Consider the following 23,401-nt stretch of genomic DNA (forward strand, 5'->3'; position numbering starts at 1 on the left):
AGAAAATTATGAGCATTTCCAATCGCAACGCCCTGCTCGCTCTCGGCCTGATTGCCGCCCTGCCCTTTGGCGGCGCTCAAGCGCAAGGCGAGCACGGCAATCACCATTCGCACAGCTCCGCCGCGACAAAGCAGGCGCCTGAGACCGACGCTCCAGTGGCGCAACCCGGAGCAACGATGAAACGCGACGGCATGAATCATGAGGGCATGAATCACGACAAGATGATGCAGATGCACGAGCAGCACATGGGCTCAGGACAGATGGGCCACGGCGACATGGGGCAAGGGCAGCATCAGCCTGATGGAACCAGCAGCAAGAGCCCAAAGCATGACCATTAAGCTGCCGCTGATCAGCGCGCTCTGTCTGGCTGCTGCCACCAGCCACGCGCAAGAAGCCGAGGATCACTCGGGTCATGGTGGTCATTCGCCAAATGCCCCGGCGCATACATCGCCGAGCCACGGTACCGCCCAGCCCCACCACGGCCAGATGGATCACGGCGCGATGGACCATTCGGAACATTCAATGCCGCATCCGCCAAAAACGGGAATCCCACCAAGCCAGCAAACGCGCAGCCCGATCCCGACGCTCAACCCAGCAGACATAGCGGCAGCCTTTCCGGATATTCCCGATCATGGCATGCACCAAGGGGGTACCCATTTCATGTTTGTCGCCGACGAGCTGGAATGGCAGGACGCCGATGACGGCAGCACGCTGGCCTGGGATCTGAGCGGTTGGGCGGGCGGTGATATCGACCGTCTAGCCTTTCGCTCAGAAGGCGAGCGAACGAACGGTCATACCGAAGAAGCCGAATTGCAGCTGCTCTGGAGCCATGCCATCGGCCCATGGTGGGAAACGGTTGCCGGTGTGCGCCAGGACTTCAAACCCGGCTCGCCACAAACCTGGGCCGCTTTCGGCGTGCAGGGTATGCCGCTATACGGACTGGAAACCGAAGCGACGGCTTTCGTTGGCGAGGGTGGCCAGACTGCGTTGCGCATCGAGGCTGAGTACGATCTGTTGCTGACGCAGCGCTGGGTGTTGCAGCCCACCGCCGAAGTTAACCTGCATGGGCGCAACGACGAGCGGCGAGGCATCGGTTCGGGTTTGAGCGACGCAGGCGTTGGTCTGCGCCTACGCTACGAGATCAGCCGTCAGTTCGCGCCCTATGTGGGCGTGAGCTGGCACCGCGCCTATGGCAACACCGCTGATATGCGGCGCGCCGAGGCCGAAGACACCAGTGAAGCTCGCCTGGTGGCGGGTATCCGATTCTGGTTCTGAGGCTGAACAACCATGTTCAAAACGTTAACGACACTGCTGCTGGCTGCACTTGTGCTGATGCTGATTGGTGCCGGCGTGGTGTATTTCGGGATCGTCAATGTGGCTGCCGATACGCCTCATAGCGCGCCGATCCGGGCGCTACTGGAAACGGCACGCGAACGCTCAATCGCCGTTCGCGCCAAGGGTATCGAAGTGCCGGACCTGAGCGATCCGGAACTGATCAGATCAGGCGCGGGCAACTACGATGCGATGTGCGCGATTTGCCACCTAGCGCCGGGCGTCGAGTCAACTGAGCTAAGCAAAAGCCTTAACCCTGCCCCGCCGGACCTCACGGCCGAACACCGCAAGCGCGACGCCGCGCATGATTTCTGGATTGTTAAACACGGCATCAAAGCCACCGGCATGCCCGCGTGGGGCCAAAGCATGGAAGATCACTACATATGGGGACTGATCGCCCTGCTGGAGCAGCTGCCAGCGCTGACGGCCATGGACTATCAAGCCTTGGTCGCGACGAGCGGCGGCCACCAGCACGGCGGTGGCGAGACTCACATGGCTACTGAGAACCCAGTGCGTACAGACGCTCAGCACCACGAAGGCGGGCGCCCGGCTGAGGAGCATCATCCGGCCCAGCCCGCGCCGACCAATTTGCACCGTCATGCTGACGGCACCAATCACCCTCATTGACGATCGCCACTGCGGCTTCTTTACAGACGCAGCGGTGGCTGTCGGTCAGCTTTGCGGGGTTTGCGCTGTCTCGGCTGAAACGTCCCCGACAAGTGCCGGCTTGCGATAAGCGTCGCGCCAGTTCTGATACTGCTGGTCCTGCCAGACCCGCAGATGCAACCGCGCCATTCCATCCGGATCGTTCAACAATCGCCAGCGCGCCGCTTCTGCAGCGCCGTCCGGACCTGCATCGAGGATCTGCTGCATGCGTTGCTCGCGCAACACCTCGGCGCCGTGAACGACCTTGGCGTGACGTGCCCGCGCCATGCCGCACACCAGCGCGTTGTAGATCGGATCCACGGTCGCCGCGATGAAGCCATCGTGCAAGGCGTTGGCCTGATTCTCGCGCGTGTAACGATCGGTCGAAGACAGCTCCTGGGGCGGGTTGAATTCTTCCGGAATCAGGAACAGCTTGCGCCGGAACGCGGCGAGGCCGAGTCCCGTACGGCTGGTGATCACCGATACGGGTGCGGCCAGCATCAGCGAGACCACGATTGGTGCCAGCCACCAGAGAAACGACGGATCGAGCCAGGCCACCAGACCCGTCCAGAGAGCACCGAGCAACATTTGCGGACCGTGACGACGCAGGGCCTCGCCCCAAGGCGTCGCATTGTCGGCGCGCTGAGGCGAATTCCACTGCACAGACCAGCCGAGAAACGCAGCCGTAACGAAGACTGTGTGAAACAGCATGCGCACCGGCGCTGCCAGCATCGAGAACAGTGTCTCCAGCAGCATCGAGAGCACCAGCCTCAGGCGCCCCCCGTACTCATGGGCACCCTGGATGCAGATCAGCAGCACGCTGAGCAGCTTGGGCAGGAACAGCAGCGTCAAGGTCGCCGAGAACAGCGCAATGGCTTCTTGCGGATGCCACTGCGGCCATAGCGGATACAGCTGATTGGGCTGCAGGAAGTATTCCGGCACCATCAGCGTATGAATGGCCAGCAGCCCGGTGGACAATGCAAGGAACGTGAACCACAACGGTGCCGACAGATAGGACATCACGCCGGTCAGGAATACGAAGCGGTGCACGGTGTGCATGCCCTTGACCAGAAACAGCCGGAAGTTCATCAGGTTGCCGTGGCACCAGCGGCGGTCCCGCTTGAGTTCGTCGAGCAGGTTCGGCGGTAATTCTTCGTAGCTGCCCGGCAGGTCATAGGCGATCCACACACCCCAGCCTGCACGGCGCATCAGTGCGGCTTCTACGAAGTCGTGAGAAAGGATGTCACCGGCGAAGGAGCCTTTACCTGGCAAGGGTGCCAAGGCGCAGTGCACGATGAAAGGTTGGACCCGGATGATCGCGTTGTGGCCCCAGTAATGGGATTCGCCCAGCTGCCAGAAGTTGAGTCCGGCGGTGAAGAGCGGACCATAGACGCGTGTCGCGAACTGCTGCATGCGTGCATACAGGGTGTCCATTCCGGACGCCTTGGGCGCCGTCTGGATGATGCCCGCACCGGGGTTGGCTTCCATCAGCCGCACCAGACTGGTCAGGCATTCGCCACTCATCACGCTGTCTGCGTCGAGCACCACCATGTAGCGGTAGCTGCTGCCCCAGCGACGGCAGAAGTCGTCGATGTTGCCGCTCTTGCGCTTAACGCGACGACGGCGGCGACGGTAGAAGATATGGCCGAAGCCGTCGACTTCCCTGCACACCTCCAGCCAGGCTTTTTGCTCCGCGACACAGGTATCAGGATCATTGCTGTCGCTGAGCACGAAGATGTCGAAGTGCTCCATCTGCCCGGTTGCCTTGAGCGACTCGAAAGTCGCACGCAGACCGGCAAATACGCGAGGAACGTCTTCGTTGGCGATGGGCATCACCAGCGCCGTCCGCGCCTCGCGTGGGATAGGCCCGTCATCCAGGGTGCTGGCGGAAATGTTGTAGTGATCGTGACCCTTGAGCAGCTGGAAGAACCCCATGAGCGCGGTCCAGAAACCCACGGAAACCCAGCAGAACAGCAGCGCAAACAACATAAGAATGCTGGTTTGTACTACGTAGGGAAGAATCTGGCGCGCCGACTCCATCAGCGGCTGCTGGAGCACCTCCTGCAGATCGATGAGCGCCCACCCCTGATAGGGCAATACAGATTTCATGTGCCAAGTGGCAATGACCGTCTGCACCAGCATCAGCACCAGCAAGGTCGTCCGGCGGAAGGCTGCCACCTGGCGCCAGCCGGATCGATCCACAACCGGCGGCGGCAGCTCGACGGTGCGGTTTTTTTTGCGCAGAAAGCGCCACCAGCTCAACCGCAGCACGTTGGTGTGCCAGGGCTCCGGCACCATGCGGGTACGCACGATTGGCGGAGTCGAGTTGATGCAGACACGGTCCTGATGATCACGAACGAGTGCCTTCGCCCGCTCCAGGGTTTCACCCCAGCCAAGCTGTAGACGCGCGGCAACTGAACCCAGCAGATCACCTCCGCTCGGTTCGGCATCGCTGCTACCCGACACGCTGCGGCCTAACGCCCGATGCACATCTTCAAGCCCACCGTCGCCCTGTGCCACTCGCTGACTCAGGGCTTGGCGCTGCTCGTCATCGAGCGGCAGCTGGCTGATGTAGCGACCAGTAATCGAAGGTTCCACAGAATTACTCATTGGTTGGAATCTGATAGCTCCAGGTTTCGGAAAGCGTCTTCTCGCCCTCCACCAACGCTGCCCGCAGTTCCACCGCGCGCTTCGCATCGCGCACTTTTAAACGCAAGGTCAGACGCCAACCCTTGGTCACCGGGTTGTACCGCAAGTTGTTCTCAACCAGCTCGGCGTTGTCGTCGATGCTCACGCGCGTGCTCACTGGCGCATCGGCCGGCAGCTCGGCCAAGTTAGGCCCAACGAAATCGACGATCAGCGCCGTGCTGCCATCAGGCTGGCGAATCAAATTGGATTGCTTGACGTCACCGGTAGAGAGTCGGGTCTGGGTGACCCACGCGAGCTTGGGATCATGCAGCGCCGGCTCGTCCATGGTGAAGTGCAGCCGATACTCGAAGTCCAGCGGCTCGCCTGGCTCCGGACGCTCGTCAGGCACCCAGAAGGCAACGATGTTGTCGTTGGTTTCGTCGGGTGTGGGTATCTCGATCAGCTCCACCCTGCCCTTTCCCCAGTCGCCCTTGGGCTCGACCCAACCACTGGGGCGTAGCTCGTAGCGGTCGTCCAGGTCCTCGTAGCGGTCGAAATCGCGGGTGCGCTGGAGCAGACCGAAGCCGCGCGGATTCTCGACGCTGTAACTGCTGATCGCCAGTCGCTTGGGATTGTTCAGCGGCCGCCAGATCCACTCGTCCGTGCCGGTGTGAATCGCCAGCCCCTCGGAATCGTGCAACTGCGGACGGTAATTGAGCACATTGCTGGGCTGGTTGGCCCCGAACAGGTACATGCTGGTTAGCGCGCCAAGGCCGAGCTTCTCGATCGGCTCGCGCAGATAGACACGTGCTTTCACATCGACGGTGCTGTCCTTACCCGGAGTGACGACCATCCGGTACGCGCCGGTGGCGCGTGGCGAGTCGAGCAATGCATAGATCACCAGATTGCGACGATCCGCCTGCGGACGTTCGACCCAGAATTCGCGGAAACGCGGAAACTCTTCGCCGCTCGGCAGCGCCGTATCGATCGCCAGACCGCGTGCGGACAGGCCGTACACCTGATCCTTGCCGATGACCCGGAAGTAGCTGGCGCCCAGCAGCGTCATCAGCTCGTCCGCCTTGTCCGCCTTGTTTAGCGGATAGAGCACCTTGAAACCGGCAAAACCGAGGTCTTCCAGTGCGGCAGGCTCGATGTCCACGTTGCCGAAATCGAACATCTCCGGCTCGTAGCGAATCTTCTCCACGCCGCTGGCGGTGATCTCGTTGATCCTCACCGGCACGTTGAAGTGCATACCCTGATGGTAGAACTGCAGCTCGAACGGCGTCGGCTGGTCTTTCCACAGGGCCTTATCGCCGCGGAAGCGCAGCTGCTGATAATCGGCGAATGCCATGTTGCGAAAAACCGGCGGCAGATTGCTCTGCGGAGCCGCGTAGCTTTCCCCCGCCAGTTTCTCGGCCTTGGCCGCCACATCATCGAGGCTGAATGCCCAGCCTTGGCTGGCAAACATCCCCAAGCACAGACTCAACGTCATTCCCAGTGCCCGACTTTTGCGAGCGCCTGTTTCGAAATGAAAGGTACGTGACACATCGCCTCCTGAGCTATCACGATTACCGCCGACCGCTCTGCGGCCCGGTTTGCCCTCGTTGGTCTATCCCAGGGGCAAATGATTCCCTGGGCAGACGAGCGAAGCGGCAAATCATCCCATGCGGCACTACGGCCGGATAGCGGGTGGGAGAAGTCTTTTTATGGACGAGGACTATCGATGCTGCGTTTCTTAAAGGCGGAGGCTTGCGGCTACCCTGCGGTAGCCGCACTGCATCACAACAATGTGAATTGCGCGGGTTTGATCCGTTGCGAATCCAGCCCGATCTGCACTTCGAACGCGCCCGGCTCGGCAACGCGCTGAAGCTGCGCGTTGACGAACTCCAGATCGTCTTCATCGATCTGGAACGTAACCTCCCGAGCCTCGCCAGGCTTGAGAGAGACCTTGCGGAAGTCCTTGAGCTCCTTGACGGGGCGGATAACTGACGCCACTTCGTCGCGAATGTACAACTGCACTACCGTTGCGCCTTCCAACTGCCCGACATTTTTCAAGGTTACGCTTGCCTTGATCCCACCGTCGCGCGCCATTGTCGAACTGGACAGGCGCACATCTGAGATTTCGAAGTCGGTGTAGCTCAAGCCATAACCGAAGGGATACAGCGGACCATTGGGCTCTTCGAAGTAATGGGACGTGTAGTTGCCCGGCTTGCCCTCAATGTAGGGACGGCCAACCCGAAGATGGTTGTAATACGTCGGGATCTGCCCTACCGAACGCGGAAAGGAAATCGGCAGCTTGCCGGAGGGGTTGTAATCACCAAACAGCACATCAGCGATGGCGTGGCCGCCTTCGGTGCCCGTGAACCAGGTCTCCAGTACGGCCTCGGCATTGTTTTTCGCCCAGTTCAAGTCCAGCGGACGACCGTTCATGACGACCAGGACCAGCGGCTTTCCGGTCTTCTTCAAGGCCATCAGAAGCGCCTTCTGGCTGGCGGGGATCTGCAGCGAGGTGCGACTGGACGCCTCGTGGGACATACCACGGGACTCACCCACCGCCGCCACGACCACATCGGCCTTCTCGGCAATGGCAACGGCTTCGGCAATCATTTCCTCTGGCGAGCGCGGGTCCTGCACCACCTCGGGGTTGTCCCAGTTGAGGAAGTTCAGGTACTCGAACATGTGCTTGTCGTCAGTAATGTTGGCGCCGGTGGCGTGCAGCAGCTTTGCCCTATCACCCAACGCCTCGAGCATGCCCTGGCGCAAGGTCACGGCCTGCTTGGCAACACCCGAGGCCGACCAGCTCCCCATCATGTCAATGGGCGAATCGGCCAGCGGTCCGACGAGCGCGATGGTGCCGCCTTTTTTCAGCGGCAGCGCCTGATCGCGATTTTCAAGCAGCACGATCGACTGCCGGGCTACTTCTCGCGCTTCCTTTCGATGGAGGCGACTTTCCGCGTTGCGGTCAACAGGATCATCCTTGGCCTGGCCGATACGACGGAATGGATCGTGGAACAGGCCCATGTCGTACTTGGCGCCCAGCACCTCGCGCACCGCCGTGTCGATTTCGCCGATCTCGACATCCCCAGATGCCACCAGCCCCGGCAGCTCCTGGCGATACAGCGTATCGGCCATGCTCATGTCGACTCCAGCCTTGATCGCGAGCAGCGCAGCCTCGCGTTCGTCACGCGCTACGCCATGACGTATCAGTTCGCTGATCGCGCCATGGTCGCTGAGGGTGACGCCGTCGAAACCCCAGTCTCGCCGCAATAGATCCTTCAGCAGCCAGCGATTGGCGCTGGCTGGCACGCCGTTGATCGAGTTCAACGCCACCATCACACCGCCCGCCCCGGCATCGGTGGCAGCACGATAAGGCGGGAGGTAATCCTGGTGCATGCGCAGCGGGCTCATGTCCACCACGTTGTAGTCGCGCCCACCTTCCACAGCTCCATACAGCGCGAAGTGCTTGACGCTGGCCGTTACGCTATCGGCGGCCGCCGGCGATTTGCCCTGATAGGCCTGGACCATGGTGCGGGCGATCTCCGACACCAGGTACGGGTCCTCGCCGAAGCCCTCGGAGGTGCGACCCCAACGCGGGTCACGAGAGATATCGACCATGGGCGCAAATGTCATGTCCAGGCCGTCAGCACTGGCCTCGATAGCCGACACCCGTCCGCTGGTTGCAATGGCAGCAAGGTCCCAGGTGGAGGCCAGTCCGAGACTGATGGGAAAGATGGTGCGGTGGCCGTGTACCACGTCGTAGGCGAAGAACACCGGAATCTTCAGACGGCTGCGCAGCGCAGCTTCCTGCATCGGGCGGTTATCGGGGCGGGTCACGGTATTGAAGGTGCCGCCGATATGGCCTGCCTGCAGCTCGTCGAGCATGCGCTCACGCGGCATGTCGCCACCGATGCTGATCAACCGCAACTGGCCGATCTTCTCTTCCAGCGTCATCTGTTCGATTAGGCTGGCTATGAAAGCCGGCTTGTCATCCAGTAACGGCGACGGGGCTTCGGCGGCGATTGAGTGCAAGGACACACCGGCCATGAGACCGAGCAAATACAGCCTTTTCATCGTTGGATATTCCTTGGCTTACGAGGCGACAGAAGCAGACCGCACGGACGCCGGAGTGACCGGCTGGGGAAGCTGGCGAGTATGTATATTTCGGTGCCTAACAACCAGCTGCGCAGCGTCTGAATTCGCACGTCAGGCACCAGTCGTCAGAACCGCTGACGGGTCAGATGCGTGGCCGGCTAAGAAAGCAGCGGGACTGTCATGCGCTGGATCGGTTTCGCCCCCTGAGCTGGGGTACTTATGTCCGTATCGGCGCGGCCTATTTAGCGGGGCAGAACACGATGAGCCCCGACTATCTGGTCGCGGCAAACCCTTTGACGGCGCTGAGCCACTCATCGTGCAAGCGGCTCTGCTCCATCTCCAGCCCACGCGCTTGCATCAACTCGCGGTGACGGTCGATATCGGCTGTTACTTCGCTGAGCGAGGCGGTGTTGCCGTCGAGCATGTGCATCTGCGTGAGCCCGAGATGGTAGAAACGCAGCAGCTTGATCGCATCAGGATCGCCAGCCTCGACGCCAGCGATCACGTGATGCATGACGTTGGTGACACGCATCAGGCTGCGTTTGAGGCGCCAGCCGTACACCGCAGCAGTCATCCAGCCTTGTTTCCAGTACACGAAGCGCACCAGTCCAACAGTCAGCAGCAGCCCTGAGACGACACCGGCGATGTTCAGTCGCAGGTTATCGCCGCCGGCTTCGCCGAATAACGCAACCGCCAGACTTGCAAGCCCCATTGCCAGCACCGCAAACGTGGCAACCACCACCAGGGTGCTACGACGGGTCTGCTGTCGATAGGCTTCCGGGCTGAGCGACTGGATTTCGAACACCACCATGTACGGGTTCCTTGCGTTGGCTGAAAGACGGATCTTCTGGCGCCGCATTATCACTCACCCCGCCCGCTCGCCGCTGACTCCGGACAGCTTTTGTCTCTGTACCCGAAAGGTTCGTCAGGCGATGCGATAGTGCTGCGCTGCCAACAGCGTCGCAGCACCAGCTGAGCATCTGTCATGCCGACTTTCATGGACCTGGCTCAGCCTCTATGATCAGCGCATCCACCTGCCCACAAGAAGGACGTCCATTCATGAGCCGCTATGAGATCGCGTACTCCGGTGAACTCGCACCGGGCGCCAAGCTGGAGCAGGTCGAAGCCAATCTGACCCGGCTGTTCCAGGCCGATGCCCAGCGCATTGCCGCATTGTTCTCGGGCCGTCGCATCGTCATCAAGCAGGACCTCGACTACGCCAGCGTCGAGAAATACCGTCAGGCCATGGCTCGTGCCGGCGCAATCGCCGAAGTGCGGCCGATGCCGGTGGAGGTCGAGGAAATCGAGCTGGCACCACCGCCCGCCGAGGAGCCTGCCACTGCCCCGCCGGCGTCTGCCGCGCCAGCGCAGAGTTCGTCTACCGGCCCCGCCCCTCGACCACTGAAAGTAACACCGAGAGACGAGTACATGGCCGCCTTCGTCGACGTCGAGGCGCCGGACTTCGGCATCGCACCCGCGGGCGTCGATCTCCAGGATGCGCGTCCTGCACCCAAGGCGCCGGACGTCGATCTGTCGCAGTTCAGCCTGGCGCCCGTGGGCAGCGACATGGGCGAAAGGCGCCGCGCCAGCGATGCACCCGTTCCCGATACCTCGCACCTGAAATTGCTGGATTGATTCACCTTCGGGCGCCGTGCGCCCGAACTCAACACCAACCGAGGCGCTCCAACCTTACAAGCCCTTAAAGTGCCTGTATCAATGGACCTCGTCGTTGCCCGCCCCGAAGGCCTCTACTGCCCGCCCGGTGATTTCTACATTGACCCCTGGCGGACAGTCGAACGCGCTGTCATCACCCACGCCCATGGCGACCACGCCCGCTGGGGCATGGGCCATTACCTGGCTTCTAGCGACAGCGAAGGCATCCTCCGCTCGCGGATCGCCGCCGATATGCCGCTGCAAACGCTGGCCTACGGCGAATCCATCGAGCATCACGGCGTCAAGCTCAGCTTCCACCCGGCTGGCCATGTGCTCGGCTCGGCTCAGGTGCGACTGGAATACAAGGGCGAGGTCTGGGTGGCCTCGGGCGACTACAAGGTCGAGCCGGACGGCACCTGCGCGCCGTTCGAGCCGGTTCGCTGCCACACCTTCATTACCGAATCCACCTTCGGCCTGCCGATCTACAAATGGCCGTCCCAGGCCGAGGTATTCCGCGACATCAATGACTGGTGGCGCGCCAACGCCGCGGCCGGGCGCGCCTCGGTGCTGTTCTGCTACGCCTTCGGCAAGGCGCAGCGCATCCTGCATGGGCTGGACGAAAGCATCGGCACCATCGTCGTCCATGGTGCGGTGGAGCCGCTGAACAAGGTCTATCGCGAAGGCGGCGTCTATCTTCCACCAACCGTTTATGCCGGCGACCTGAAAAAGGGCGACCCGCGGCTGAAGCAGGCCATCATCCTTGCGCCGCCGTCAGCGGGTGGCAGCACCTGGATGCGCCGATTCGGCGACTACGCCGATGCCTTCGCCAGCGGATGGATGATGCTGCGCGGCACCCGCCGTCGGCGCGGGGTCGACCGCGGCTTCGTGCTTTCCGATCACGCCGACTGGCCGGGCCTGCTCTGGGCCATCGAACAGACCGGCGCCGAGCGGGTGATGGTGACTCACGGCTCCGTGCCGATCCTGGTGCGCTACCTGCGTGAGATGCGCGGGCTCGATGCCCAGGCCTTCGAGACCGAATACGGCGAAGAAGACGATGCCGCCCAGGAGGCCGGATGATCCGCAGTCATGCTCCGGGCTTCGTACCGAAGAACATCCGCGCAGAAATCCGACGCCGCCCGTGTAGGAGCGAGCTTGCACGCGATCCTCAACCATTGCGTTGCCATGGATCGCCAGCAAGCTGGCTCCTACCAAAGCGCAACAACACAGAGCTTCGTTATTACCCCTGTAGGATCGGACGTACTCGCGACTCCGAACCATCGCGTTGCCACGGATCGCCAGCAAGCTGGCTCCTACCGAAGCGAATCAACACAGAGCTTCGTTATTACCCCAGTGGGATCGGACGTTCTCGCGATTCCGAACCGTTGCGTTGCCATAGATCGCCAGCAAGCTGGCTCCTACCAAAGCGCAACAACACAGAGCTTTGCTACCACCCTCGTAGAGGTGAGATTGATCGCGAACCCGCAGCTCGGCGCAGTTGCAAAATCCCAGCCCGGCGCTGGGGTTTCGAAAGCTCTTCCGGGTACCCACTCGAAACAAATCACCTCACCGCTTCTGTAGGAGCCAGCTTGCTGGCGATCCGGAACCTCTGCGTCATCACGGATAGCCAGCAAGGAACTGGGCGTCCCGCCGGCTCCTACGAAGGTAAAACAACAGCAATCTTCGCCGGCCTGACAGCTGCAACGTTGCTCGCGAACCGGCAGCAACTCTGTGCATATCAAAAACTCCGGCCTGGCGTTGATGATCGGGCCGTGACGAAATGCGACAGTGGTGAAGTATGAAAGCCTTCGCCACGCTCTACAGCCGCCTCGATGCCACCACCTCGAGCAACGCCAAGCTGGCGGCAATGCGCGACTATTTCCGCGAGGCCGATCCTGCGGACGCCGCTTGGGCGGTCTACTTTCTTTCCGGCGGTCGACCTCGCCAACTTGTGCCGACCAAGGTATTGCGCGAAACCGCCATGAAGGTTTCCGCGCTGCCGGAATGGCTGTTCGAGGAAAGCTATCAGGCGGTCGGTGATATGGCCGAGACCATTTCGCTGCTGATGCCCGAGGCCGAGCACAGCTCCGACGATGGCCTCGCCGTATGGATGCAAGACATGCTACTGCCCCTGCGCGGGATGCCACCAGAGGTGCTGGCCGAGCGCTTGCCGGCACTATGGGCGCAGCTGGACCGGCTCAGCCTGATGGTCTGCATCAAACTGATCACCGGCGCCTTTCGTGTGGGCGTCTCGAAATTGCTGGTCACCCGTGCGCTGGCCTCGCTGGTCGATCTCGATCCGAAACGGGTCGCGCAGCGGCTGGTTGGCTATACCGACCTGTCGCACCGTCCCAGCGCCGAAGGCTACCTCGCGCTAATTGCCGACGAGTCCGAACACGAACATGCGCAGCGCGGCGGCCAGCCCTACCCCTTCTTTCTTGCGCACCCCTTGCAAGCACCGGTCGAAGAATTCGATACCTTGCTGGGCGCGCCGGAGAACTGGTTCGTCGAATGGAAGTGGGACGGCATCCGAGCCCAGCTGGTCAAGCGCGACGGGCAGATCTGGGTCTGGTCGCGTGGCGAAGAGCTGGTCAGCGAGCGCTTCCCGGAACTCTCCGAGCTGGCCAGCGAACTGCCGGACGGTACTGTGATCGACGGCGAGATCCTGGTCTGGAAGCACGCCCCCGGCGAGCCTACGACCAATCTTTTCGAACATTCCGATAGCGATGATTCTGAGACAGCCGAACGCTTCGGCGTGCAATCCTTCTCGCTGCTGCAGCAGCGTATCGGCCGCAAGAATCTCACGGCGAAAGTGCTGGCTGACGCCCCCGTCGCGGTGCTCGCGTACGACCTGCTGGAATGGCAAGGCGACGACTGGCGCCAGCGCGCCCACCGCGATCGGCGGCAACAGCTCGAAACTGTGGTCGCCCGATGCGCCAATCCCAGGCTCATGCTTTCGCCGCTGGTGAGCGGAAATGACTGGCACGATCTTGCGCGCCAGCGCGAAGCGTCCCGTGCTCGCGGCGTCGAAGGGATGATGATCAAGGCCCGCGCGGCGCAGTACGGCGTCGGCCGGACCAAGGACGTCGGCGTCTGGTGGAAATGGAAGATCGACCCATATTCGATCGACGCCGTGCTGATCTACGCCCAGCGCGGCCATGGCCGACGCGCCAGCCTCTACACCGACTACACGTTTGCCGTATGGGACGGCGAGCCCGGCGACCCGGAGCGCAAGCTGGTGCCCTTTGCCAAGGCTTATTCCGGACTTACCGACGAGGAAATGCGCAAAGTCGACGCCATCGTGCGCAAGACAACCGTGGAGAAGTTCGGCCCCGTTCGCAGCGTGACGCCGACGCTGGTTTTCGAGCTGGCTTTCGAAGGCATCGCCGCCAGCAGCCGACACAAGAGCGGCATCGCTGTGCGCTTTCCACGCATGCTGCGCTGGCGCCTCGACAAGTCGGTGGCTGAGGCCGATACGCTGGAGACATTGAAGGAACTGCTCGGATGATGTGGCCTAGAGAAGTCAGGCAGAAGCACGAGTCCCACGTAGGAGCCAGCTTGCTGGCGATCACCAACCCTGCGGAGCCCCAAGATCGCAAGCAAGCTCGCTCCTACGAAAAGCAGAAGCACGACTCCCGTGTAGGAGCCAGCTTGCTGGCGATCAGCAACCCTGCGGAGCCCCAAGATCGCGAGCAAGCTCGCTCCTACGAAGAGCAGAAGCACGACTCCCGTGTAGGAGCTAGCTTGCTGGCGATCGTCGCCCACACAGAACCCCAGGATCGCGAGGGAGCGCGCGCCTACGAAGAGCAGAAGCACGCCCTTCGCTTGGATTCGGTGGTTTTAGAGGTATGAGTACGCCACCCGCCTCTCTAGCGGTAGGTTGGTTCACCAACCGCACCTGGCAGCCGTTCCCCTTCCAACGCGAGGTCTGGGAGGCGGTAAAGAACGGTCAATCCGGCCTGCTTCACGCCACGACGGGATCGGGCAAAACCTACGCCGTTTGGCTGGGCGCTTTGAATCGGTTTGCCCAGGCCGCAAGGCACACCGCTGACGAACCGCAGCCAAAGGCGGCAGACAAACCCGCTCCCCTCACCGTCCTCTGGATCACCCCGATGCGCGCATTGGCGGCCGATACCGCGCGGGCTCTGCAAGCACCGCTGGATGATCTGGGCATCAACTGGAGCATCGGCCTGCGTACCGGCGACACCAGCAGTTCAGAACGAGCGCGCCAGGGCCGAAGGCTGCCCACCGCGCTGGTGACCACACCGGAAAGCCTGACCCTGCTGCTGACCCGTGCCGATGCGCGCCAGGCCTTTGCGGGCCTGCGCATGCTGGTGGTGGACGAGTGGCATGAGCTGCTGGGCAATAAGCGTGGCGTGCAGCTGCAACTGGCGCTGGCGCGGCTTCGTCAGTGGATGCCGGGGCTCATCGTGTGGGGGCTGTCGGCGACCCTCGGCAACCAGCCCCATGCGCTGGAGGTGTTGTTGCATCCGGGGCGCGGCAAGCTGGTGCAAGGTCGGGTCGACAAGGATCTGCGGGTCGATACTTTGCTGCCGCCGAGCATCGAACGCTTCCCTTGGGCCGGCCATCTCGGGCTGCGCATGCTGCCGCAAGTGGTCGAGCAGATCGACTCGGCGGCCACAACGCTGGTCTTTACCAATACCCGCTCGCAGTCGGAGATCTGGTACCAAGCGATCCTCGGCGCGCGACCGGACTGGGCCGGGCTGATCGCCCTGCACCACGGCTCGCTGGCGCGAGAGGTTCGCGATTGGGTGGAGCTGGGCCTCAAACAAGGTGCGCTGAAAGCGGTAGTCTGCACCTCGAGCCTGGATCTCGGGGTCGATTTTTTACCCGTCGAGCGGGTCCTGCAGATCGGTTCGCCCAAAGGCGTGGCGCGGCTGATGCAGCGGGCCGGTCGCTCCGGGCATGCGCCGGGCCAGACCTCCCGCGTCACGCTGGTGCCTACACACAGCGTCGAAGTCGTGGAAGCCGCTGCCGCCCAGATCGCGATCGCCGAACGCCGCATCGAAGCCCGCAGCGCGCCCCATCGACCACTGGACGTACTGGTGCAGCACCTAGTGAGCATGGCGCTGGGCGGTGGGTTTCGTCCGGAAGAATTGTTCGATGAGGTTAGGCAGGCCTGGTCGTACCGCGATCTCACTGACGATCACTGGCAATGGGCGCTGGCCTTCGTACGGCACGGCGGACATTCCCTGACCGCCTACCCGGATTACCAGCGTGTCGAGCCGGACGACACCGGGCTGTGGAAAGTACCGAGCCGCCGTGTGGCGCTGCGCCATCGCATGAGCATCGGCACCATCGTCAGCGATGCCAGCCTGACGGTGAAGTTCTGGGCCAAGGGCGGCAGCGGCCGCTCGCTGGGCACTATCGAGGAAGGCTTCATCGCGCGCCTGAGACCGGGCGACAACTTTCTCTTCGGCGGCCGTTTGCTGGAGCTGGTGCGGGTCGAAAACATGACCGCCTACGTCAGCCGCGCCACGGGTAAGAAGGCCGCCGTGCCCCGCTGGAACGGCGGCCGTATGCCGCTATCGAGCGAACTGGCCGATGCGGTTGTGGAACAACTCGGCGCCGCCTCGCGTGGCCGTTTCGAAAGTGACGAGATGCGCCTGGTCGAGCCCCTGCTCCGCGTACAGATGGACTGGTCTGCGCTGCCCACCGAAACCACGTTACTGGCCGAGGTGATGAAGTCCCGCGAGGGCTGGCACCTGTTCCTCTACCCTTTCGCCGGCCGCCATGTACATCTGGGCCTCGCAAGCCTGCTGGCCTGGCGCATGGGCCAGCAGCAGCCGCTGACCTTTTCGATTGCGGTCAACGACTACGGTTTCGAACTGCTTTCTGCGACCGAGGTGGACTGGCTGAAATGGCTGACGCCCGCACTGTTCAGCCAGAACAATCTGCTGCAGGACGTGCTCGCCAGTCTCAACGCTGGCGAACTGGCGCGCCGGCGCTTCCGGGAGATCGCGCGCATCGCGGGGCTGGTTTTCTCCGGCTACCCCGGCGCGCAGAAAAGCGCGCGCCAGCTCCAGGCCTCCAGCGGCCTGTTCTTCGACGTGTTTCGCCAGTACGACCCGGCCAACCTTTTACTGACCCAGGCCGAGGAAGAAGTGCTGCGCCAGGAACTGGAGGTCGAGCGGCTGGAGCAGACCATGAGCCGGCTGCAAGGGCGCCAACTGGACATCCATCAGGTCAAACGCACCACGCCGCTTGCGTTTCCGTTGATGGTCGAACGCTTTCGCGAAAGCATGAGTTCGGAAAAACTGGCCGACCGCATCCGCCGCATGGTCGCCGAGCTGGACAAGGCGGCTGGTCCCGGCGGCTATCAGCCAGAGGCGGACGCCAATATCGCTGTCGAGCGCGAGACCAGCCCCAAGCGCAAACCTCGGGCGACAAAGGACGGTACCCCGCGCTTGAAGAAGCCGAAAACCTAACGACCACGGAGGTGGCACGCGCCCCGATCCGAGGTAAGCTGCCTGCAGGAGCGTGGTTTTTTGCTCACCCGACAGCAAAAAGCTTCGCCCCGGATTGGGCCTCCCAAAAAGAACAGCAAGTACACCCCGATCAACGGGAGGCGCGACCGCGGCGAATACGTGTTTTCCGTCCGCTCAAGCCAAAACTTCGCCCCGCGGTGAGGCCTCCCACAAGAACAGCATGTACAGGCCGGTCAGTGGGAGGGCGCGCACCGCGGCAAGTAAGTGTTTCCGACCGCTCAAAAGCCAAAGCTTCGCCCCGGGGTGTGGCCTCCCACAAAGAACAGCAAGTAAACCCCAATCTGTGGGAGCAACGCCCCGCGGCAAGTAAGTGTTTCCGCCCGCTCAAAAGCCAAAGCTTCCCCCCCGGGGTGTGGCCTCCCACAAAAAACAGCAAGTAAACCCCAATCTGGGGAGCAATGCCCCGCGGCGATGCGAACTCAGGACTTCCGGAACTGGAAATCTCTGCAAAGCACGGCAACGATAGCCAGACAAGATCGTGCTTCAGCGTCACAACTCAATTCGTGGACGGGTCATCCGCACCGCGCCCCAACAGACCACGGCCCAAAGGCACAACCCGAGCCCGTCAGCCGCGATCTGCCAGTCGGCGCGCGCAGAGCCTGAGATAAACTGCGGCAATGAACCCTTACCTGTCGATTCAACTTGAAAATTCCGAGCTCTGGCTGCTCGCCGACAAAGCCATTTATTGGCCGGAACAACAGGCACTGCTGATCGCCGACATCCATTTCGGCAAGGCCGCCGCCTACCGACGTCTGGGCCAGCCGGTGCCGCAGGGCACCACACAGGCGAATCTGCAACGGCTCGACGTCCTGCTCGGTCGGTACCGCTGCGAGCAGCTGATCTTTCTCGGGGATTTTCTTCACGCCCCGGAATCGCAGACGCCAGCGATTCTCGCGCAGTTGCACGAATGGAGAGCCAGGCACCCAGGCCTTGCGATCACGTTGATCCGCGGCAACCACGACCGGCGCGCCGGGGATCCGCCGACAAGCCTGGGGATGAACGTTGTGCCCGAGCCGCTATTGCTCGGCCCGTTCGCTCTGCAGCACGAACCCGACCCGCATCCCACGCATCACGTCCTGGCCGGCCATCTTCACCCGGCGTTTCGCCTTACCGGACGAGGGCGGCAAAGCCTGCGCCTGCCCTGCTTCTGCGTCGGCGAGCGGCTCAGCCTGCTGCCAGCATTCGGCAGCTTTACAGGAATGATGGAAATAGACGCCGACCCGGGCCGGCGTCTGTTCGTGGTAGGGGATGGTGCGGTCTGGCGCGTGGGCTGACCGGGGATCAGGCCTGCGAGATTCCGGTCACGGTGATGCCGAACCGCTCGGCCAGGCGCGTGGCCGGGGTTTCTTCGACATCCGGGTCGTGCTCGTAGGCGTCCTCCTCTCCTGCATAGTCCTGTTCGGCTTTCTGGGTTACCAGCGCCACCGCCTCGTCTATATCCGGCTGACGATCGGACTCGGTCCTGAGAATGGAAGTGTTGCCGTCTTTGCTGTACGCGATGATCCAAGTCGTCATGCATGCCCCCTTATTTCTATCGCCGTCGGTAAACCGCTCACCGATCTGGGCGTTGCTTTGTTTAGAGACTAGTCCGTCGCTTTCAGTTCTGCCGCTTGCGCTTGATCGGATGACCTGCCGAACGGTCTGAACAGGGCCATTGCGGCATCGGTCTTTCGCTAGAGAGCAAGCTGGGGACGAGGTCATGAACCAATCACGCCCACAACTTTCGGAGCCGACCGAAGACGATCTGGTCGAGATGCTCCGCCGCCATGCGGCCCCGCTGCCATCGATCGAAGATCCTGCGTTCGGCGAACTGTTCGGCGCGTTCGCCGATGCCCGTGTGGTGTTGATCGGCGAAGCCAGCCACGGTACGTCGGAGTTTTATAGCACCAGAGCGGCCATTACCCGACGGCTGGTCGAGCGGCACGGCTTCAACATTATCGCCGTGGAAGCGGACTGGCCAGACGCAGCCAAGATCGATCGCTACACGCGGCATCTGCAACAGCCGAATTGGGTCGAGGAAGGGTTCAAGCGTTTCCCGAGCTGGATGTGGCGGAACCAGGACGTCTCGGGTTTCGCCGGCTGGCTGCGCAACCATAACGAAGCACTGGCACCGGAGCAGCGGGTCGAATTCCGTGGGCTGGACGTCTACAGCCTCGGTACGTCAATTCGGGAGGTGCTCGACTACCTCGACCGAATCGACCCGCAAGCGGCCAGCGCCGCGCGCCGTCGCTACGGCTGTCTCAGCCCATGGCACGAAGAGCCCGCAACCTACGGGCGCAAGGTGATGCTGGGCGAGCCGTCCTGCGAGGATGAGGTGGTCGAGCAACTCCGCGCGCTGCTGGACCAGCAACTCGAATACCTGCAGCGGGACGGCGGCAGCTTTTTCAATGCCGAACGCAACGCCCGCGTCGTGCTTGCCGCCGAACAGTATTACCGCGCCATGTACCGGGGCTCGACGGAATCATGGAACCTGCGTGACAGGCACATGTTCGACACCCTGCACGCCCTGCTGGACCACCGCGGCGGCGACGCCAAGGCCGTGGTGTGGGCGCATAACTCGCATATCGGCAACGCCGCATCGACGTCCATGGGTTGGGGCGGCGAGTTCAATATCGGCGAGTTGTGCCGTACCGCGTTTGGCCGTGACGCGGTGCTGATAGGCATGGCGACCGACCGCGGTGAAGTCGCAGCGGCGGACGATTGGGACGAGCCGATGCAGATCAAACAGGTTCGCCCGTCTCGTCCGGACAGCTGGGAGCAGCTGTTCCTGCGTACCGGCATTCCTGCATCGCTGACCAGCTGGCGCGACAACCCTCAGTTACGAGCGGCGTTGGCACGACCACGCCTGGAGCGCGCTATCGGCGTGATCTATCGGCCGGCCACCGAGCGGCAAAGCCATTATTTCCAGGCCATACTTTCAGAGCAGTTCGATGCGTTGATCTGGCTCGAACAGACCTCAGCGGTGGCGCCTATTGGGCCACAGGAGATCGATGATCAGATCGTTCCGGATACCTACCCGTTCGGAGAGTGAACCATGCGCGCCTTCATGCCCGAAGCTCATCTGTTTCGCGACCGCTGCCATGCGGGCCAGGAGTTGGCCGAGGCCCTGCACCACCTGGCGGACCGACACCCGCTGGTACTCGCCTTGCCACGAGGCGGCGTGCCGGTGGCGTTCGAGGTCGCGCGTGTACTCGGCGCCCCGCTCGATCTCGTATTGGTGCGCAAGATCGGCGCGCCCGGCAACGAAGAGCTTGCGCTGGGAGCAGTAATTGACGGCGCCGAGCCCAAGTGGGTGATCAATCAGGAGCTGCTCAGCCAGATCGCACCGCCACCGAACTGGTTCGAGGAAGAAATGCAGCGTCAATTGAGCGAGCTGGAGCGCAGGCGTCAGCGCTATTGCGGTAATCGGCCTGCGCCACATATCGGCGACCGCTGCGTCATTCTGATCGACGACGGCGTGGCGACCGGAGCAACCGTGAGGGCTGCGCTCAAGGGCCTGAGGCAATCGAAGCCGAGCAGGATCGTGCTCGCAGTACCGGTCGGTCCGCGTGCAGAAATGGAAATGCTGAGATCAGATGTGGACGAATTGGTCTGCCTGGCGATGCCGGAGCCTTTCATCGGGGTGGGCTGTCACTACGGCAACTTCGATCAAACCAGCGACGAGCAGGTGATCGACCTGCTCGCACGGGTTTCGGAGAGATCGCCTGCTTGACGCGAATCAGGCCACAGGCGCTGGCGGTGGCTGATCCGGAAGGGTCGGCTCACCGGGCTCGCTCGGCAGATCCGGCACGCCGGGCTCTTCCGGATCACCGGGTACGCCCTGGGCGTGCCAGGTGAGCTTGTCGTCCGAGTAAGGGGTGGTTTCCATATCGCGTCCTCCTGCTGTAACCGATTAGCCCGGATGGGCTATAGCAGTAGAGGCTGTCTGGCCGGCATAAATCCGTCCTTCTGTCGGGCGCTGGACGCACCAATGGCTATTTCTTTCCTTGTAAGAGCCAGCTTGCTGGCGATCCTGCAGCCACGCGGTCGTTTCTGATCGCGAGCATGCTCCCTCCTACGTGGGCGACGGTTCAGCCAAGGGGAGTTACAGCATCAAATCATCATCACGCTGATAAGCCTGCTGCCTCCGTTTTGTAGGAGCCAGCTTGCTGGCGATCCCGCACCCATGCGGCTATCTGATCGCGAGCAAGCTCGCTCCTACACGAGCGCCGGTTCAGGCAGGAGAAGTTACAGCATCAAATCATCATCACCCTGATATGCCTGCTGCCTCCGTTTTGTAGGAGCCAGCTTGCTGGCGATCCCGCACCCATGCGGCTATCTGATCGCGAGCAAGCTCGCTCCTACACGAGCGCCGGGTCAGGCAGGAGGAATTACCACACCAATTCATCATCACGCTGATAAGCCGGCTGCATCCTTCTTGTAGGAGCCAGCTTGCTGGCGATCCCGCACCCACGCGGTCGTTACTGATCGCGAGCATGCTAGCTCTACACATCGACGTTATATGCATCGACCTCGGGCAGGTCCGTTACCACATCAGATCATCAGGGATTTGATAAGCGGCGTATGGGTCGTCCGCATCCGGCGCTTCGGTCTGGGTATTGAGTTGCACGATGCGGCGCGGGTCGCGTTCCTGAATCTTCAAGGCCGCCTCCCGCGGAATAACCTCATAGCCTCCCCCATGCCGGACGATGGCCAGCGAGCCGCTGGAAAGCTTGTCCCGCATCAGTTTGTTCACCGACAGCCGCTTGACCTTCTTGTCGTCGACGAAGTTGTAGTAGTCCTCGGTGGTCAACTTGGGCAAGCGGCTGCCTTCGATCAATTGCTTGACCTGCGCGGTGCGCGCTTTCTGCTCGGCCTTTTCCTGCTGCTGACGGTTGAGCTCCTGATCGCGAGCGAGCTTTTCAGCCTGTGCTTTCAGTGCTGCTTCGCGCTGCGAGTCGTCTTTTTCGATCTGGCCTTTCTTCACCAGACGCTGCTGTTTCTGCTGCTGCTTGCCGGCCTGTTTGGCCTGTTTCTCATTGACCAGCCCGGCTTTGAGCAGCTGATCGCGAAGGGAAAGACTCATGTGTCGGCTCGTCTCGTCGTGAATTCAAATTAGACGTAGGGCAGATCGCGCGTATCGATCCGCCGGCAGCATTGTGGTGGATACGAGATACGACATCCACCCTACTCGATCACCATCGTCTCAACCGCAGGACGACGATCGCTCGGCTTTCTTGGCCTCGCCCCACAGCGCATCCAACTCTTCGAGGCCGCAATTCGCGATGGGTCGGCCACTTTCCCGCAAGGCTTGCTCGATGAAGCGGAAACGCCGTTCGAACTTGCGGTTTGCTGCGCGCAGCGCATTCTCTGGGTCGACCTTCAAATGCCGCGCCAGATTCACCGCGACGAACAGCAGATCGCCGATCTCCTCGGCTATGGCTTCGGGGTCGTTCTCGCTCATGGCTTCGAGCACTTCATCCAGTTCTTCGCGGACCTTGTCGACCACCGGAAGAGCATCCGGCCAGTCGAAGCCAACCTGCGCGGTACGCTTCTGCAACTTGGCAGCCCGGCTCAGAGCCGGCAGTGCATTCGGTACGTCGTCGAGTAAGGAAAGCTGTTCGGGCGCCGTAGATTTCTCCGCACGCTCCTCGGCCTTGATCGCTTCCCAGCGCTGCTTGATCGCCGCCTCGTCCAGGCGCGGCAACTCGGGAGAGCCGTAAAGATCGCCGTCGGGGAACACATGAGGATGTCGGCGCAACAGCTTGCGGGTAATGCCGTCGACCACCGCATCGAACTCGAACCGCCCTTCTTCCTTGGCCAGCTGGCTGTAATAAACGACCTGAAACAGCAGATCGCCCAACTCCCCCGGCAGGTGATCGAAATCGCCGCTTTCGATGGCATCCGCCACCTCATACGCTTCTTCCAGCGTATGCGGGACAATGCTGGCGTAGTCCTGCTGCAGATCCCACGGGCAGCCATGCTTTGGATCACGCAGCCGGGCCATCAGGTGCAGCAGGTCGTTGAGTTGGTACATGGAATTCCTCGATCAAAGCCGGAGATTGAAGCTGAGGCCATTGTTGGACGGATGACGCCTCTTCCATCCACCGAGCATCGCCCATAGCGATATTAGTCCGGCCTTACATCCTTATGGTGGATGTGAAAAGAGACATCCACCCTACGGTGCGCAATAGGTGTCTCGATAAACGCTTTCAAATCGACACTGGAGCAGACGTAGGATGGGTTGAGCCTGCGATACCCATCGGTGAGGCTCCAGATTGATGGGTATCGCTTCGCTCAACGCTATCCTACGGTGGGATCGGTGTGGGACGTCGCGCCAGGAGGGATGGATGACCTTCACCCATCCACCGAGCACCGCCCATAACGATTTTAGCCCGGCCTTACATCCTTATGGTGGATGTGAAAAGCGACATCCACCCTACGGTGCTGGAGCAGACGTAGGATGGGTGGAGCTTGCGATACCCATCGGTGATGGCTCCAGATTGATGGGTATCGCTTCGGTCAACGCCATCCTACGGTGGGATCGGTGTGGGACGTCGCGCCAC

Annotated in this window: 19 protein-coding genes; 11 read left to right on the forward strand and 8 right to left on the reverse strand. The window is 62.0% G+C overall.

The features are described 5' to 3' along the window. The first annotated feature begins 8 nt into the window (after nucleotides 1-8). Genes NA619_RS02170 through NA619_RS02180 form a run of 3 tightly spaced genes read left to right on the forward strand, consistent with a single transcriptional unit; the run spans nucleotide 9 to nucleotide 1,959 of the window. Nucleotides 9-338 carry a hypothetical protein gene (locus tag NA619_RS02170; RefSeq protein ID WP_255959464.1) on the forward strand — a complete coding sequence of 110 codons (330 nt, stop codon included), beginning with the start codon at nucleotides 9-11 and terminating at the stop codon, nucleotides 336-338. Next, nucleotides 328-1,275: a copper resistance protein B gene (locus NA619_RS02175; protein WP_255959466.1), complete on the forward strand. Its 948-nt coding sequence runs from the start codon at nucleotides 328-330 to the stop codon at nucleotides 1,273-1,275. The genes NA619_RS02170 and NA619_RS02175 overlap by 11 nt, the downstream gene beginning before the upstream one ends. A gap of 12 nt (nucleotides 1,276-1,287) precedes the next feature. After that, the gene (locus tag NA619_RS02180; protein WP_255959468.1) at nucleotides 1,288-1,959 is read left to right on the forward strand and encodes a c-type cytochrome; all 672 of its coding nucleotides are present in this window, start codon (nucleotides 1,288-1,290) and stop codon (nucleotides 1,957-1,959) included. 45 nt (nucleotides 1,960-2,004) lie between these two features. On the opposite strand, the gene mdoH is transcribed toward NA619_RS02180, so the two are convergent. The 4 genes from mdoH to NA619_RS02200 all read right to left on the reverse strand — a co-directional run bounded on the left by mdoH (nucleotide 2,005) and on the right by NA619_RS02200 (nucleotide 9,508). Then, entirely contained in the window at nucleotides 2,005-4,575 is a 2,571-nt protein-coding gene (mdoH, locus tag NA619_RS02185) for a glucans biosynthesis glucosyltransferase MdoH (protein ID WP_423836787.1), read from the reverse strand. A 4-nt stretch (nucleotides 4,576-4,579) separates the two neighbouring features. After that, nucleotides 4,580-6,097 (reverse strand): glucan biosynthesis protein G, encoded by a 1,518-nt coding sequence (locus tag NA619_RS02190; RefSeq protein WP_255959548.1) that lies wholly within the window; start codon nucleotides 6,095-6,097, stop codon nucleotides 4,580-4,582. A 287-nt stretch (nucleotides 6,098-6,384) separates the two neighbouring features. After that, complete coding sequence (bglX, locus tag NA619_RS02195) at nucleotides 6,385-8,676, reverse strand: beta-glucosidase BglX (RefSeq protein ID WP_255959472.1); 2,292 nt, start codon at nucleotides 8,674-8,676, stop codon at nucleotides 6,385-6,387. 292 nt (nucleotides 8,677-8,968) lie between these two features. Further along, nucleotides 8,969-9,508 carry a DUF3087 domain-containing protein gene (locus NA619_RS02200; RefSeq protein ID WP_255959474.1) on the reverse strand — a complete coding sequence of 180 codons (540 nt, stop codon included), beginning with the start codon at nucleotides 9,506-9,508 and terminating at the stop codon, nucleotides 8,969-8,971. Between the two features lie 248 nt (nucleotides 9,509-9,756). On the opposite strand from NA619_RS02200, the gene NA619_RS02205 reads away from it, so the two are divergent. From NA619_RS02205 to pdeM, 6 genes are all read left to right on the forward strand, one after another. Further along, on the forward strand, nucleotides 9,757-10,332 hold the full coding sequence (locus NA619_RS02205) for a hypothetical protein (RefSeq protein WP_255959477.1): 576 nt from the start codon (nucleotides 9,757-9,759) through the stop codon (nucleotides 10,330-10,332). A gap of 81 nt (nucleotides 10,333-10,413) precedes the next feature. Continuing rightward, a complete protein-coding gene (locus NA619_RS02210; protein ID WP_255959489.1) occupies nucleotides 10,414-11,427 on the forward strand; it encodes a ligase-associated DNA damage response exonuclease in 1,014 nt (337 codons plus the stop codon). A 718-nt stretch (nucleotides 11,428-12,145) separates the two neighbouring features. Continuing rightward, entirely contained in the window at nucleotides 12,146-13,855 is a 1,710-nt protein-coding gene (locus NA619_RS02215; protein ID WP_255959491.1) for an ATP-dependent DNA ligase, read from the forward strand. Nucleotides 13,856-13,905: 50 nt separating this feature from the next. Beyond that, nucleotides 13,906-14,199 (forward strand): hypothetical protein, encoded by a 294-nt coding sequence (locus NA619_RS02220; protein WP_255959493.1) that lies wholly within the window; start codon nucleotides 13,906-13,908, stop codon nucleotides 14,197-14,199. Continuing rightward, nucleotides 14,196-16,796 carry a ligase-associated DNA damage response DEXH box helicase gene (locus NA619_RS02225; RefSeq protein ID WP_255959495.1) on the forward strand — a complete coding sequence of 867 codons (2,601 nt, stop codon included), beginning with the start codon at nucleotides 14,196-14,198 and terminating at the stop codon, nucleotides 16,794-16,796. Before NA619_RS02220 ends, NA619_RS02225 begins: the two co-directional genes overlap by 4 nt. 677 nt (nucleotides 16,797-17,473) lie before the next feature. Beyond that, the gene (pdeM, locus tag NA619_RS02230) at nucleotides 17,474-18,130 is read left to right on the forward strand and encodes a ligase-associated DNA damage response endonuclease PdeM (RefSeq protein ID WP_255959497.1); all 657 of its coding nucleotides are present in this window, start codon (nucleotides 17,474-17,476) and stop codon (nucleotides 18,128-18,130) included. A 7-nt stretch (nucleotides 18,131-18,137) separates the two neighbouring features. On the opposite strand, the gene NA619_RS02235 is transcribed toward pdeM, so the two are convergent. Next, the gene (locus NA619_RS02235; protein ID WP_122164329.1) at nucleotides 18,138-18,371 is read right to left on the reverse strand and encodes a hypothetical protein; all 234 of its coding nucleotides are present in this window, start codon (nucleotides 18,369-18,371) and stop codon (nucleotides 18,138-18,140) included. 184 nt (nucleotides 18,372-18,555) lie between these two features. Between NA619_RS02235 and NA619_RS02240 the strand changes: the two genes are divergently transcribed. Next, the gene (locus NA619_RS02240) at nucleotides 18,556-19,887 is read left to right on the forward strand and encodes an erythromycin esterase family protein (RefSeq protein WP_255959500.1); all 1,332 of its coding nucleotides are present in this window, start codon (nucleotides 18,556-18,558) and stop codon (nucleotides 19,885-19,887) included. A 3-nt stretch (nucleotides 19,888-19,890) separates the two neighbouring features. Then, on the forward strand, nucleotides 19,891-20,568 hold the full coding sequence (locus NA619_RS02245) for a phosphoribosyltransferase (protein ID WP_255959501.1): 678 nt from the start codon (nucleotides 19,891-19,893) through the stop codon (nucleotides 20,566-20,568). 6 nt (nucleotides 20,569-20,574) lie between these two features. Here the strand turns inward: NA619_RS02245 and NA619_RS02250 are convergent, their stop codons facing one another. The 3 genes from NA619_RS02250 to mazG form a co-directional block, all read right to left on the reverse strand. Continuing rightward, nucleotides 20,575-20,724: a hypothetical protein gene (locus NA619_RS02250; RefSeq protein WP_255959502.1), complete on the reverse strand. Its 150-nt coding sequence runs from the start codon at nucleotides 20,722-20,724 to the stop codon at nucleotides 20,575-20,577. A gap of 657 nt (nucleotides 20,725-21,381) precedes the next feature. Next, nucleotides 21,382-21,921 carry a DUF2058 domain-containing protein gene (locus tag NA619_RS02255; protein WP_255959504.1) on the reverse strand — a complete coding sequence of 180 codons (540 nt, stop codon included), beginning with the start codon at nucleotides 21,919-21,921 and terminating at the stop codon, nucleotides 21,382-21,384. Nucleotides 21,922-22,041: 120 nt separating this feature from the next. Next, a complete protein-coding gene (gene mazG, locus NA619_RS02260) occupies nucleotides 22,042-22,872 on the reverse strand; it encodes a nucleoside triphosphate pyrophosphohydrolase (RefSeq protein ID WP_255959505.1) in 831 nt (276 codons plus the stop codon). Nucleotides 22,873-23,401 lie beyond the last annotated feature (529 nt).

The organism is Stutzerimonas stutzeri (assembly GCF_024448895.1).
Lineage (GTDB): Bacteria > Pseudomonadota > Gammaproteobacteria > Pseudomonadales > Pseudomonadaceae > Stutzerimonas > Stutzerimonas stutzeri_Q.